The organism is Burkholderia sp. Ac-20344, from assembly GCF_017104975.1.
Lineage (GTDB): Bacteria > Pseudomonadota > Gammaproteobacteria > Burkholderiales > Burkholderiaceae > Burkholderia.
In genome coordinates this window covers 1-11,832 of the sequence record NZ_JAAGPP010000209.1, presented here as the reverse complement: position 1 = coordinate 11,832, position 11,832 = coordinate 1, and the positions used below count along the sequence as shown (strand labels likewise).

The 11,832-nt window shown below is 69.7% G+C and carries 12 protein-coding genes; 10 read left to right on the top strand and 2 right to left on the bottom strand.

Annotated features, from left to right (window positions below):
* Positions 1-128: 128 nt before the first annotated feature.
* Positions 129-971, bottom strand: coding sequence for an ABC transporter permease (locus G3N64_RS35840; RefSeq protein ID WP_205788374.1), 843 nt, complete (start codon positions 969-971; stop codon positions 129-131).
* A gap of 15 nt (positions 972-986) precedes the next feature.
* Positions 987-2,054 carry an ABC transporter substrate-binding protein gene (locus G3N64_RS35835; RefSeq protein ID WP_205788373.1) on the bottom strand — a complete coding sequence of 356 codons (1,068 nt, stop codon included), beginning with the start codon at positions 2,052-2,054 and terminating at the stop codon, positions 987-989.
* Positions 2,055-2,919: 865 nt separating this feature from the next.
* Between G3N64_RS35835 and G3N64_RS35830 the strand changes: the two genes are divergently transcribed.
* The 10 genes from G3N64_RS35830 to G3N64_RS35785 all read left to right on the top strand — a co-directional run.
* A complete protein-coding gene (locus G3N64_RS35830) occupies positions 2,920-3,102 on the top strand; it encodes a Flp family type IVb pilin (RefSeq protein ID WP_205788372.1) in 183 nt (60 codons plus the stop codon).
* 88 nt (positions 3,103-3,190) lie between these two features.
* A complete protein-coding gene (locus tag G3N64_RS35825) occupies positions 3,191-3,664 on the top strand; it encodes a prepilin peptidase (RefSeq protein WP_205788371.1) in 474 nt (157 codons plus the stop codon).
* Between the two features lie 20 nt (positions 3,665-3,684).
* Positions 3,685-4,713, top strand: a complete 1,029-nt coding sequence (gene cpaB / locus G3N64_RS35820) for a Flp pilus assembly protein CpaB (RefSeq protein WP_205788370.1) — start codon at positions 3,685-3,687, stop codon at positions 4,711-4,713.
* Positions 4,714-4,767: 54 nt separating this feature from the next.
* Entirely contained in the window at positions 4,768-6,147 is a 1,380-nt protein-coding gene (locus tag G3N64_RS35815; protein WP_205788369.1) for a type II and III secretion system protein family protein, read from the top strand.
* 15 nt (positions 6,148-6,162) lie between these two features.
* Positions 6,163-6,543, top strand: coding sequence for a CpaD family pilus assembly lipoprotein (locus G3N64_RS35810; protein ID WP_205788368.1), 381 nt, complete (start codon positions 6,163-6,165; stop codon positions 6,541-6,543).
* A gap of 21 nt (positions 6,544-6,564) precedes the next feature.
* The gene (locus G3N64_RS35805; protein ID WP_205788367.1) at positions 6,565-7,788 is read left to right on the top strand and encodes an AAA family ATPase; all 1,224 of its coding nucleotides are present in this window, start codon (positions 6,565-6,567) and stop codon (positions 7,786-7,788) included.
* Positions 7,785-9,209: a CpaF family protein gene (locus tag G3N64_RS35800; protein WP_205788366.1), complete on the top strand. Its 1,425-nt coding sequence runs from the start codon at positions 7,785-7,787 to the stop codon at positions 9,207-9,209. The genes G3N64_RS35805 and G3N64_RS35800 overlap by 4 nt, the downstream gene beginning before the upstream one ends.
* Complete coding sequence (locus G3N64_RS35795) at positions 9,206-10,183, top strand: type II secretion system F family protein (protein ID WP_205788365.1); 978 nt, start codon at positions 9,206-9,208, stop codon at positions 10,181-10,183. The genes G3N64_RS35800 and G3N64_RS35795 overlap by 4 nt, the downstream gene beginning before the upstream one ends.
* Positions 10,180-11,124: a type II secretion system F family protein gene (locus G3N64_RS35790; protein WP_205788364.1), complete on the top strand. Its 945-nt coding sequence runs from the start codon at positions 10,180-10,182 to the stop codon at positions 11,122-11,124. Before G3N64_RS35795 ends, G3N64_RS35790 begins: the two co-directional genes overlap by 4 nt.
* Positions 11,121-11,832 (top strand): tetratricopeptide repeat protein (locus G3N64_RS35785; RefSeq protein ID WP_205788363.1); only part of this gene is annotated, 712 nt, incomplete at its 3' end. The genes G3N64_RS35790 and G3N64_RS35785, both read left to right, overlap by 4 nt.

The following is an 11,832-nucleotide window of genomic DNA, read 5'->3' as shown; positions in this document are numbered from 1 at the left end:
ACGAAGCCGCGCCAGTCGGGCGCATGCAGGCGGCGGGCGGCCGTGGTGGCCGGCGGGGTGGCGTCAGGCGCGGCAGCAGGATATGTCAAGGTCGGGACTCCTTCGGTGGCGCGGGCAGGGGTGGCGGATCAGCCGCGGAACGCGGACGGCACGCCGCGGCGCAGGCGTGCTTCGAGCGCGTCGAGCAGCCGGTTGATCAGCAGGCCGACCGCCCCGACGACGATCACGGCCGCCATCACGAGATCGAGCTGAAACAGTTGCCGCCCGTACACGATCAGGTAGCCGAGCCCTTCGGACGAGGCGACGAGCTCGACGACGACGAGCGCGAGCCACGACTTCGTGAACGCGAGCCGCACGCCGGTGGCGAGTGTCGGGATCGCGGCGGGCAGCACGACGTGCACGATGCGTTGCCGGCGCGTGTAGCCGAACACGCGCGCGACTTCGTCGAGCGCGGGCGGGGTCTGGCGAAACCCTTGCAGCGTGCTCAGCGTGACGGGGACGAGCGCCGCATGCGCGATCAGCAGGTACTTGAGCGGTTCGCCGACGCCGACGAGCAGCAGCAGGAACGGCAGCCAGCCGAGCACTGGAATCTGCACGAGCGCGTTGAAGCTCGGCAGCACGTAGGCTTCGAGCGTGCGCGACAGGCCGATCGCGACGCCGGTCGCGAAACCGAGCAGCGTGCCGGCGGCGAACCCGACCAGCACGCGCTGCAGGCTGATCAGCGTGTGGCGCACGAGATCGCCGCTCGTCGCGAGATCCGCAAGCGCGTCGAACACGCGTTCGGGCGGCGGCAGGATCTGCGGCGCGATCCAGCCGCGCGCGCTGCCGACGCTCCACAGCGCGAACAGCAGCGCAGGCAGCAGCCACGGCGCGAGCCGCCACGACCACCGTTTCACGCCCGCCGCCCGGTGCGGCGGCGCGGCGAGCGCGTGGCGCTCGGACGACGGGAGGGAAAACGCGGTGTCGCTCATCGGGCCGGGTCCGGGTCAGGAAAGGGGCTTGCCGGCCGCGTCGTAGCGTTGCCAGTAGCTTTCGAGCTTCAGCGTGCGCAGCGCGTTGTCGAGATACTTCGGCTCGAACCAGCCGTCGACGTCGACCGGCTGGCGGATCAGCTTCAGCGCCAGCGCATCCTGCGCGACGGACTTGTAGCGCGCGACGAGGAACGGATCGATCAGCGGCGACAGGCGGTCCTTCAGGCGCTGGTTCGCATAGTCGGCCTGCCACGACGAAACCGGCACGCCGCTCTTCGCCCACAGCTTGAACAGCGCGTCGCGGTTCGCTTCGTCGGACGACCATTGCGCGCCCTTCACGAGCGCGTTGACGACGCGCTGCACGATGTCCGGATGCGCGCGCTCGAAATCGTCGAGCACGAGCAGGTGGGTCTGGCGCGTGAGCTGCGGGCCGTCGTTCTGCGATTCGTAGATGATCTTCGCGAGCCCCGCGTCGCGCAGCTTGTACAACAGGTAGTCGCCCACCGACGCGTCGATGCCTTTCGACGCGAGTGCGGCGAGCGAACTCGCGGCGTCGAGATTGATCACGCGCAGGTCGCGTTCGCCGAGGCCGTTCTTCGCGAGCGCGTTGTCGGCGACGAGCTGCAGGTTCGTGCCGCGAAAGATCGACACGCGGCGGTCCTTCAGGTCCTTGATCGAGCGGATGGTGGAGTCGGGCGGCACCGCGATCTTGACGCCCGAGCGCACGCTCGCGGCGAGCAGCAGGCGCGTCTTGATCCCGTTCGCCCGCGCGAGCACGGCGGGCAGGTCGCCCTGGTACGCGAAGTCGAGCGCGTTGTTGGCGATCGCCTCGTTGACGGCCGGCCCCGCGCCCTTGAAGAACAGCCACTGCACCTTGATGCCGTCGGCCGCGAACTCCTTTTCGACCAGCTGCTGCAATTGCGCGGTGGCGGCGCTCGATCCGCCGAACGTCGGCGGATCGCCGGCGCCTTGCTGGGCGACGCCGATGCGAATGGTGGCGGGTTTGTCGGCGTGCGCGGCGGCGGCCGGCAACGCAAAGAGGGAAGCGATCAGCAGCGATCGAAGCAGACGCAGTGGAAGCATGAATCGATGGGTCCGGAACGTTGGGGAGCGAGGCCGGGCCTCAGCCCGTCGGCGCATTCTCGATGACGTGCCGGGGGCGGACAAGAAACGATTTGAACTATGCTTATCGCCGCTTTGCGGGTTGCTGCGCCGGGCGTTCCGTTCCATACGAACGAGCGTCGCATTCACATGCATAGGACATTTATTCAGGATTCCAATCGTGTCGATTGAATCCGGATGCCGGATCAGGCAATCGCCGATTGAAAAATCGCGATGACGACGCGCATGGATGCGCGTGGGGACCGTTTGCAGGATCAGGTCTGAAAGACGGGGCCCGGTAGCCGGGGAAATGTGACGCGAGCCCGTCACGTTTGCCGGGAACGCCTGTCGGGCGTGGCGAGGCGCCGCATGTGGATCGGTCCGGCATGCGGGTAAATCGAATGGAAACGGTTCGGTTACCGGTCGGTAAATCATGCGCCGCAACAGTCGCCTTGCCTGTTCCGATACGCGAACCATTCGACCGGTCGTGAGAAAAAATGACCGCAAATGAGTGGTATGTCTTTCATCGTTGCGCGGTGTAATCCATAAATGCACTCCGACGCCAAATAATTTGAATTCGCCTGAAAAATTGTCTATACCCTAGACGAATCAGCGCGGTTGCATCGTGTGGGGGCAGTCCGTACCAGGGATGCAGGCACGCAATGGCCGAAGTCGTCGTTGCACACCGCGTGTTGCAGTCATCGAGAGGATTCCGGGGGATGCGAACGACCTTGTGCCAGGGGCGCGCGCATGCATTGCGACGGGCGAAGGTCCCGTGCAACCGCCGGAGCAACGGAGCGTCTTTACGTCAACGGTCGGTCACCGGCCCCGTTACACGGAGGTTGCCATGCTGCAATACGTCAAGTCCCTGCTGCGTGACGAACGCGGCGTCAGCTCGCTCGAATACGCCGTGCTGGCCGGTATCGTCGTCGTCGCGCTGGCGGCGGTGGGCGTGATCCTCAGCAGCACCAGCGGCGGCTTGCCGAGCGTGTTCACGGCGCTGATCAACAAGGTGACGGGCCTGATCTGATCCCCTGAACCCGCGCGCCACCGACGCACACCGGGATCCGCAGCGGTAGAACGTATCCGGCCGGGGCGTGTCGACGGACGGCTCTCTCATGCTCACGCTCGTGCAGTCGGTGGCCACGGTCTTGCTGGCTTCGCTTGCCGCGCAGGATCTGCGCGACCGGCGCCTGTCCAATCGCGTGGTGCTGGCGTTCGCGGCGCTGTATTTCGTCGCGGCCGCGTTCGCGCGCGACGGGTTCGCGCCACTGGCCGGCCATGTCGCGACCGGCGCGGCGATGCTGCTGCTGTTCGGCGGCATGCGCCACGCGGGCTGGATCGGGGGAGGCGACGTCAAGCTGGCGGCGGCGGTATTCCTGTGGGCCGGCCCGGCACTGGCGTTTCCGGTGCTGACGGGTGTCGGCGCGGGCGGTGTCCTGTGCGGCCTCGCGTTGCTGGCGTCGCGGCCGCGGCGCGGCTCGCCGGTCGGCGCCGTCGCCGCTCGCGGCGTGCCGTACGGCGTTGCGCTCGCGCTCGGCGGCACGCTGGCCGTCTGGGCGTCGTTTCCACACACGGTTTCGCTTACCTAGCCGGGGGGACGCACGCCGCCATGCCCAAACCGCTGAGAATGGCCGTGCTCGTCGTTGCCGCCGGCATCGGTGCGTTCATCCTGCGCGAACTATATGTCGCCGCGTCGACGCCGCCGGTGCCCGTCGAAACGGATCAGGCGCGCGTGCGGGTCGCCGCCGCCGACCTGCCGGAAGGGCTGCTGCTGCGCGACAACGATCTTGCGTGGAAACGCATGCCGCGCGCGCAGGTGCCGGCTGGCGCGTTCGTCGAATCGCAGCCGGGTGCTGACCTGAAAGGCGCGCTGCTGCGCAACCACGTCGGCGCGGGCGCACCGATTCGCGTCGAGAACGTGATTCCGGCCGGCGCGCCGGATTTTCTTGCGGCTGCGCTGCAGCCCGGCATGCGCGCGATCTCGGTGCCGGTCGACGACGTGTCGGGCAACGCGGGGCTGATCCAGCCGGGCGACTTCGTCGACGTGCTGCTGACGCAGCAGATCGGCGGCTCGGCAACGTCGCCCGGCACGTTCGAAGCCGAGACGGTGGTGCGGCGCGCACGCGTGCTCGCGGTCGGTTCCGAATTCCAGCGCGCGAAAGCGCCCGCGAGCGCACCGGACGCGACGGCCCGTGCGCGCACGGTCACGCTCGAGGTCGCACCGCGCACCGCGCAGGTCGTGCTGGTGGCGACCCGCCTCGGCTCGCTGTCGCTCGCGCTGCGCAGTTTCGCGACGAGCGACCGTCGGCAGCCGGCCGGCAGTGACGAGCAGGAACCCGATACGCAGCCCGTGTGGGCGGGCGACGTGTCGCGCGCGGCCCGCGAGGCCGCACGCGAGCCGTCTGCCGGGCCGGATAGGGGCGCGCGGCCGGCGTGGCGGAGCAACGCGGTCGTGATCTATCGCGGTTCGTCGGTCGACGACGGATCGCGCGGCGGCGGCATCGGCACGCCGAGACTGCCGCCGTTGCCGTCCGGGTTGCCGGCCTGGCCGGCGATGCCCACGACGCCCGCCGCGACGGGGGGCGCCAATGTCGCGGCGGAGGCGACTGCGCCGCCGCCGGGAGCGGTGGCGCAGTGACGGATTGACGATTCGGGCCGCCCGCCCGGCGGCCGGCATTTGACGGGAACACGCATGGTGCGCATGGTTCGTTGGATCGCTTTCCTGGGCCTGGCCTGCGGCGTCGCGTCCGGGAGCGCGTTCGCGCAGGCCGCGCGGGCGCCGGACGCGGGCGCGGCGCTGACGATCGCGACCGGCAAGGGGGAACTGCTGTCGCTGCCCGAGCCCGCGGCCGCGATGTTCGTTGCCGATCCGGCCATCGCGGACATCCAGGTTCCGTCGCCGCGCACCGTGTTCGTGTTCGGCAAGAAGGCGGGCACGACCACGTTGATCGCGCTCGGCGCGAACCATCGTCCGATCCTGCGCAAGACGGTGATCGTGCAGGTCGACACGGCGTCGCTGCAGGGCGTGCTCGACAGCCGCTTTCCGCAGCTGAAGCTGTCGGTGTCCGGTGCGCCGGGCTCGCTGATGGTGTCGGGCAAGGTGCCGGGCGCGGCCGACGCGGACGCCGTGATGCAGTCGCTCACGCCGTACCTGCACGACAAGGAAAAGATCGTCAACCGGCTCACGCTGTCGCGCCCGATCCAGGTGAACCTGCGCGTGCGGGTGACCGAGGTGAGCCGCAACGTCACGCAGCAGCTCGGCATCAACTGGAGCTCGCTGGGCGCCGCCGGCAATTTCGTCGGCGGGCTGTTCAACGGACGCACGCTGTTCGATCCGACGAACGGCCTGTTCAACCTGTCGCCGACGGGCGCATTCTCGGTGCTTGGCGGGTTCCGCGCGGGGCGCTGGTCGATCGACGTCGTGCTCGATGCGCTCGACCAGGAAGGCCTGATCACGATGCTCGCGGAACCGAATCTCACCGCGATGTCCGGCGAGACGGCGAGCTTCCTCGCGGGCGGCGAGATTCCGGTCCCGGTTGCGCAGACCGGCAACACGGGGGTGATCACGGTCGAGTACAAGCCGTTCGGCGTGTCGCTCGACTTCACGCCGACCGTGCTCGCCGAGAACCGCATCAGCCTCAAGGTGCGGCCGGAAGTCAGCGAGGTCGATGCGAGCAACAGCGTGACGACGGGCAGCATCAAGGTGCCGGCGCTCACGGTGCGGCGCGTCGAGACGACGGTCGAGCTGTCGAGCGGGCAGAGCTTCGCGATCGGCGGGCTGCTGCAGAGCCAGACGGCCGACACCGTGTCGCAGATTCCGGGGCTCGGCCGGCTGCCGATCATCGGCCGGCTGTTTTCGTCGAAGAACTTCCAGGACAACAAGACCGAGGTGGTCGTCATCGTCACGCCGTACATCGTGCAGCCGGCCGGGCCAGGCCAGCTCGAGCAGGCGATCGACACCGTCGCGCGGCCGAGCAGCGACCTGGAGTTCGCGGTACAGCGCAACCTGGGGCTCGACCTGCTGTCGGGCGACACGCCGCGCCTCGTCGGCGCCGCGGGCTTCGTGTACTGAACCGGAGGAGCGCGCATGCGAAACCGATCGACCGTTGCCGCACTGCTGCCGCTGGTGCTCGCGGGCTGCCTGTCGGCGCCGCCGCCGGTCAACCTGCCCGATGCGCGGGCGATCGGCTTCGACGGCGCGCGCGCGGTGCCGCCCGACTGCGCGACGCTGATGCAGCCGTCGCATCTCGTCGACGCGTGGTTCGCGCGGCCCGGCGTGCCGTTCGGCTGCGCGACCTACACGAATCTCGCGACGATGCTCGCGCGGCCGGAGGATCTCGTCGCGCCCGTGCCGTACGGCGGCGCGGACGCGCTGACCGCGGCCGACGCGGTGCGCCGCTACGTCGAGGATCGCGTGAAGCAGCCGACGCCCGGCAAGACGCAGACGACCGGCTCGCCCGGCCATTGACCGCACCCGGATGCCATTACGATGCCGCCCATGAACCTCCTCGATCGCCAGCACACCCGGCGCGCCGCATCCGCGGGAGCGGCCGATCTCGTCGCGGTCGTATCCGATGCGGGCAGCGAGGACGTGATACGCCGCGTCACGCAGGAGCTGTCGATCACGCGCAGCCACCTGCAGGCGGGCACCTGCGACGAAGCGATCCGGCTGCTGCAGCAGTACGAGCGTTCGCCGCGGCAACTCGTCATCGACGTGTCGGATTCGGTGCTGCCGGTGTCGGACCTGATGCGGCTCGCCGACGTGTGCGACCCGTCGGTGCGGGTCATCGCGATCGGTACGCAGAACGACGTCGGGCTGTTTCGCAACCTGCTCGGCATCGGCGTGCAGGACTACATCGTCAAGCCGCTGACCGTCGAGTTGATGCGGCGTGCGCTGACGGCGACGGAATCGGTCGTCCAGGCACGCACCGGCAAGGTCGTCAGCTTCGTGGGCGCACGCGGCGGCGTCGGCGCGACTACGATCACGGTGAACCTCGCGCGCTTCCTGGCGGGCGAGAAGCGCCGCCGCGTGGCCTACGTCGACCTGAACCTGCATGGCGGCGGCGCGAACGCGATGTTCGGGCTGACCAGCAACAACGGGCTGATCGAGTTGCTGAACATGGGGCAGCGTCCCGACGACGCGTTGTTCGAGCGCATGTTCGTCACGAAGGGCGACCGGTTGCACGTCCTGTCCGCGGAGCTGGCCTACGGCGCCGACGTGCCGGTGGGCGACGAGGCCGTCGCGCGCCTGGTCGACATGCTGAAGGATCGCTTCCACTACGTGCTGTTCGACGTCGGGAGCGGCGCCGGCAAGCTGCTCGAGGACGCGCTCGTGGCGTCCGATCTCGTCCATCTCGTGGTCGACCGCTCGGTGCATGCCGCGTACGAAGCCGCGCGGCTCGCGCGCTTCGTGCGGGAACTGCCCGGCGAGCGGCTGCTGTCGATGGTGCTGAACAACCCGCTCGCGCCGGTCGCGGGCCGCGTCGAGCCGGTCGATTTCGAGGAGGCGTTCGGCGGCGCGAAGCTGCACGAACTGCCGCACGAGCCGCAGACGCTCGCCGTCGCCGAGAACCTCGGCGAGCCGATCGAAGGCGCGAAGCGCAACGGCTTCCTCGACCAGATCCGGCAGCTCGCGAACGGGATCACCGGCGAACCGATGGTCGTCGCCGAGCCGTGGTACGCACGGTTCGTCAAGTGGAGGAAGGGATCGTGACGTTCGGTACCCGCAACCGGCGGCCAGCGGACGCCGTGCCGGCCGCGACGCCCGCCGTGGCGCACGAGCCCGTACAGGCTCCGGCTTCGGCCCCGGTGGACACGCCCGCGCCCGCGCCGATGCCCACCCGCGCGCCCGTGGCGGCCGATACCCACGAGGCGCTGATCCGGTCGAGCAAGTTCGACGCGATCCGCAGTGCGGTATTCGCGTCGATGAACATGTCGGCGGCGCTGATGAAGACACGCGACGAAGTGCGTGCGGGCATCGAGCAGGTGGCCGCGCACACGGTCGAGCGCGAACGCCTGAAGATCACGGCCGGCGAGCAGGTGCTGATCGTCGATGCGATCCTGAACGACATGTTCGGCGTCGGGCCGATCGAGCCGCTGCTCGCCGACGACACGGTCACCGACATCCTCGTCAACGGGCCCGACCAGGTCTACGTCGAGCGCGCGGGCCGGCTCGAGCTCACGTCGCTGAAGTTCCGCGACGACGCGCACGTGGCGAGCGTCGCGCAGCGGATCGCGGCGGCGGTGGGGCGGCGCGTCGACGAGAGCAGCCCGATGGTCGACGCGCGGCTCGCCGACGGCAGCCGCGTGAACGTCGTGCTGCCGCCGATCGCGATGCGCGGCCCGTCGATCTCGATCCGCAAGTTCGCGAAGCGCGACATCACGCTCGCGCGGATGGCGCAGCAGGGCAACATCTCGCATCCGATGCTGCAGGTGCTGAAGGTCGCCTGCGCGTGCCGGCTGAACATCGTGATCTCGGGCGGCACCGGCTCGGGCAAGACGACGCTGCTCAACGCGCTGTCGCAGCACATCGAGCAGCACGAACGGATCGTGACGATCGAGGATGCGGCCGAGCTGCAGTTGCTGCAGCCGCACGTCGTGAGCCTCGAGACGCGGCCGGAGAACACCGAGGGGCTCGGCGGGATCTCGCAGCGCGATCTCGTGCGCAACGCGCTGCGCATGCGGCCCGACCGCATCATCCTCGGCGAGATTCGCGGCCCCGAGGCGTTCGATGTGCTGCAGGCGATGAACACCGGGCACGACGGCTCGATGACGACGATCCACGCGAATTCGCCGCGCGATGCGATCAGCCGGCTCGAGAGCATGGTCATGATGGCGAACGCGAACCTGCAGCTGCTGTCGATCCGGCGCCAGATCGCGAGCGCCGTGCACCTGTTCGTGCAGATCGAGCGGATGCGCGACGGCGTGCGGCGCGTGACGCGGATCACCGAGATCGTCGGGATGGAAGGCGAGGTGGTCATCACGCAGGACCTGTTCGCGTTCCGCCAGGAAGGTGACACGACGCGCGATGCGGTGAAGGGCGTATTCGAGGCCTCGCCGTTGCGGCCGGGATTCGCGGCGCGCGCCGCGTATTACGGCGTCGAGGATGCGCTCGCCGAGGTGTTCCGGCAATGAGGGCCGCCGACCTGTTCGCGGCCGGCGCGTTCGTGATGATCCTCGCGATCGGGCTCGTGCTGTCGTCGTGGTTCGATCGCGCGAGCCACACGCCGGCCCAGCGCATCCGCGCACGGATGCGCCGGTTGTCGCCGTCGCTTGCCGGGCGCGACGGGCACGCGTCCGCCACGCCCGGCGTCGCGCTGTTCAACCTCGAGCGCCGGCAAGGCCGGCTGCGCGCGTGGCTGCAGCGCCGCGTGACGCGCGTGCGCGCGGTCGGCGGCAAGGGCGGTGTGCGGATCGTCGTCGCGAGCACGATCGCCGGCGCGATCGCGGCGATCGTCGCGGTGAAGCTGATCGGGCCGCCGGGCTTCCTGCGCCCGCTGATCTACGCCGGGTTGCCGCTGGTCGCGATGCGCGCCAGCTACCGTATGCTGGTGGAGCGCTTCCGGGTCCGGTTTCTCGAAGCGTTCCCGGACGCGATCGACGTGATCGTGCGGGCCGTGCGCGCGGGGATTCCGGTCACGCAAGCGATCAGCATGGTCGGCGACGGCGCGGCCGAGCCGGTGCGTGCGACGTTCCGCTCGATGGGCGACAGCCTGCGCGTCGGCGCGGATCTCAAGAACGTGCTGACGCAGGCGGCGGACCGGCTGATGATCGCGGACTTCTCGTTCTTCACCGTCTATCTGCTGCTGCAGCGCGAGACCGGCGGCAGCCTCGGCGAAACGCTCGACGAGCTGTCGAGCATCGTCCGCACGCGCCGCGACATTCGCCTGAAGACCCGCGCGCTGACCGCCGAAGGGCGCATCACGACGAACATCATTTCGGCGGTGCCGTTCGTGATGATCGGCGCGCTGTTCCTCGTGAACCGCGACTACGTGATGCTGCTGTTCACGACGCAGGCGGGGCACACGATGCTGACGATCGCGGCCGGGTTGCTGACGGTCGGCCTGCTGGTGATCCGCAAGATCTCGAAACTGGATACCGCGCGATGACGATGTCGATACTGGCCGCCCGCGGCCTCGAGTTGCTGTTGTTGCTCGCCTGTGTCGCGGTGGCGCTCGCCACGCCCGGCGGCGGCACCCGCCAGCGGATCGCCGCACGCGTGCGGCAGGCTGCCGGACAGCATCCGCCGGCGCCGGTGGCGGGGTGGCTGCAGCCGGGCGGTGTGCGCGTGGACCTGTCGCGCCGGCTCGCGCAGCTCGGCGAACGGCTGCCGGTGCTCGACCCGATGCAGCGCGTGAAGCTCGGCCTGCAGCTGGCGCGCGCGGGCTTTCGCGAGCGCCGCGCGGTGTCGTCGATGATCGGGATCAAGCTGAGCTGCGGCGTGCTGTTCGCGTGCGGCGCGATCGTGTTCAGCCCGCTGATTCCGCGCTTCGGCGAATACTTCGTGATCCGCGCGCTGGCGATGATCGCCGCGTTCGTGATCGGCGTGATCGTGCCGGAATACGTGCTCGGCGCGATGATCAAGCGGCGGCGGCGGATCATCGCCGCGTGCTTTCCGGATGCACTCGACCTGCTGGTGATCTGCACGATGGCCGGCAACAGTCTCGCGTCGGGCATCCGGCGTGTCGCGCACGAACTGTCGCGCATCTGCCCGCCGCTCGCCGACGAGCTGACCGTGTGCGCGGACGAGCTCACGCTGAGCGGCGACGTGTCCGCGACGCTCGCGCATTTCGCGATGCGCGTCGATTTCACGTCGGCGCGTTCGCTCGCGACGACGCTGACGCAGTCGCAGCGGTTCGGCACGCCGATCACGCAGGCGCTGCGCACCCTGTCGCGCACCGAGCGCACCGAGCAGATCGTCGCGCTCGAGGAACGGGCCGCGAAGCTTGCGCCGAAGATCACGCTGCCGATGATGCTGTTCATCCTGCCGACGGTCTGCCTGATCGCGGCGGGCCCGGCGGCGATTCGCCTGCTCGAGGTATTCAGATGACACGATCCGTCGTACGCGCGTTCGCGCTCGCGGCCGTGCTGCCGGTGCTGGCCGGCGGCTGCGGCGCGCCGGGCATCCAGACGCGGCCGGTGCTGTCGCACAAGAGCGACGACCCGCAGGCCGAATTGCGCATCGCGGACAGCGCGCTTGCCGGCGGCAACGTCGATCTCGCGTCGACGCTGTACGAGAAGGTGCTCGCGAAGCATCCCGATTCGCTCGCCGCGCGCCTGGGGCTCGGCGACGTCAACTACCGCGCGGGCGACCTGGAGCGCGCGCGGATCCTCTACGACGAAGCGCAGCGGCAGGCGCCCGCGGAGCTCGGCCCGCGGCTCGGGCTCGCGCGCGTCGCGTTGCGGCAGCGCCGCCTCGACGAAGCCGCGCAGCGCTATCGCGACCTGCTGGCCGCGCAGCCGAACCATCCGCTCGCGGCGGAAGGGCTCGGCACCGTGCTCGACCTGCAGGGGCGTCATGCGGATGCGCAGGTCGTGTATCGCGAGGCGCTGCGCGCGCACCCGGACGCGCAGGGGCTGCGCGTCGACCTCGGGCTGTCGCTCGTGCTGAGCAACCGGCCACGCGAGGGCGTGAACGTGCTGCTCGACGTCGCCGGGCTGCCGTCCGCGCCGTGGCAGGCCCGCCAGAACCTCGCGTTCGCGTACGGCGTGCTCGGCAACACCGATTCGGCGAAGAAGCTGTTGTCGGCGGACTTGA

Coding starts and splice junctions, on each gene's coding strand:
- G3N64_RS35790 (WP_205788364.1), top strand. CDS start 10,180: ATGACGATGTCGATACTGGCCGCCCGCGGCCTCGAGTTGCTGTTGTTG.
- G3N64_RS35795 (WP_205788365.1), top strand. CDS start 9,206: ATGAGGGCCGCCGACCTGTTCGCGGCCGGCGCGTTCGTGATGATCCTC.
- G3N64_RS35840 (WP_205788374.1), bottom strand. CDS start 971: ATGAGCGACACCGCGTTTTCCCTCCCGTCGTCCGAGCGCCACGCGCTC.
- G3N64_RS35830 (WP_205788372.1), top strand. CDS start 2,920: ATGCTGCAATACGTCAAGTCCCTGCTGCGTGACGAACGCGGCGTCAGC.
- G3N64_RS35805 (WP_205788367.1), top strand. CDS start 6,565: ATGCCGCCCATGAACCTCCTCGATCGCCAGCACACCCGGCGCGCCGCA.
- G3N64_RS35815 (WP_205788369.1), top strand. CDS start 4,768: ATGGTGCGCATGGTTCGTTGGATCGCTTTCCTGGGCCTGGCCTGCGGC.
- G3N64_RS35835 (WP_205788373.1), bottom strand. CDS start 2,054: ATGCTTCCACTGCGTCTGCTTCGATCGCTGCTGATCGCTTCCCTCTTT.
- cpaB (WP_205788370.1), top strand. CDS start 3,685: ATGCCCAAACCGCTGAGAATGGCCGTGCTCGTCGTTGCCGCCGGCATC.
- G3N64_RS35810 (WP_205788368.1), top strand. CDS start 6,163: ATGCGAAACCGATCGACCGTTGCCGCACTGCTGCCGCTGGTGCTCGCG.
- G3N64_RS35825 (WP_205788371.1), top strand. CDS start 3,191: ATGCTCACGCTCGTGCAGTCGGTGGCCACGGTCTTGCTGGCTTCGCTT.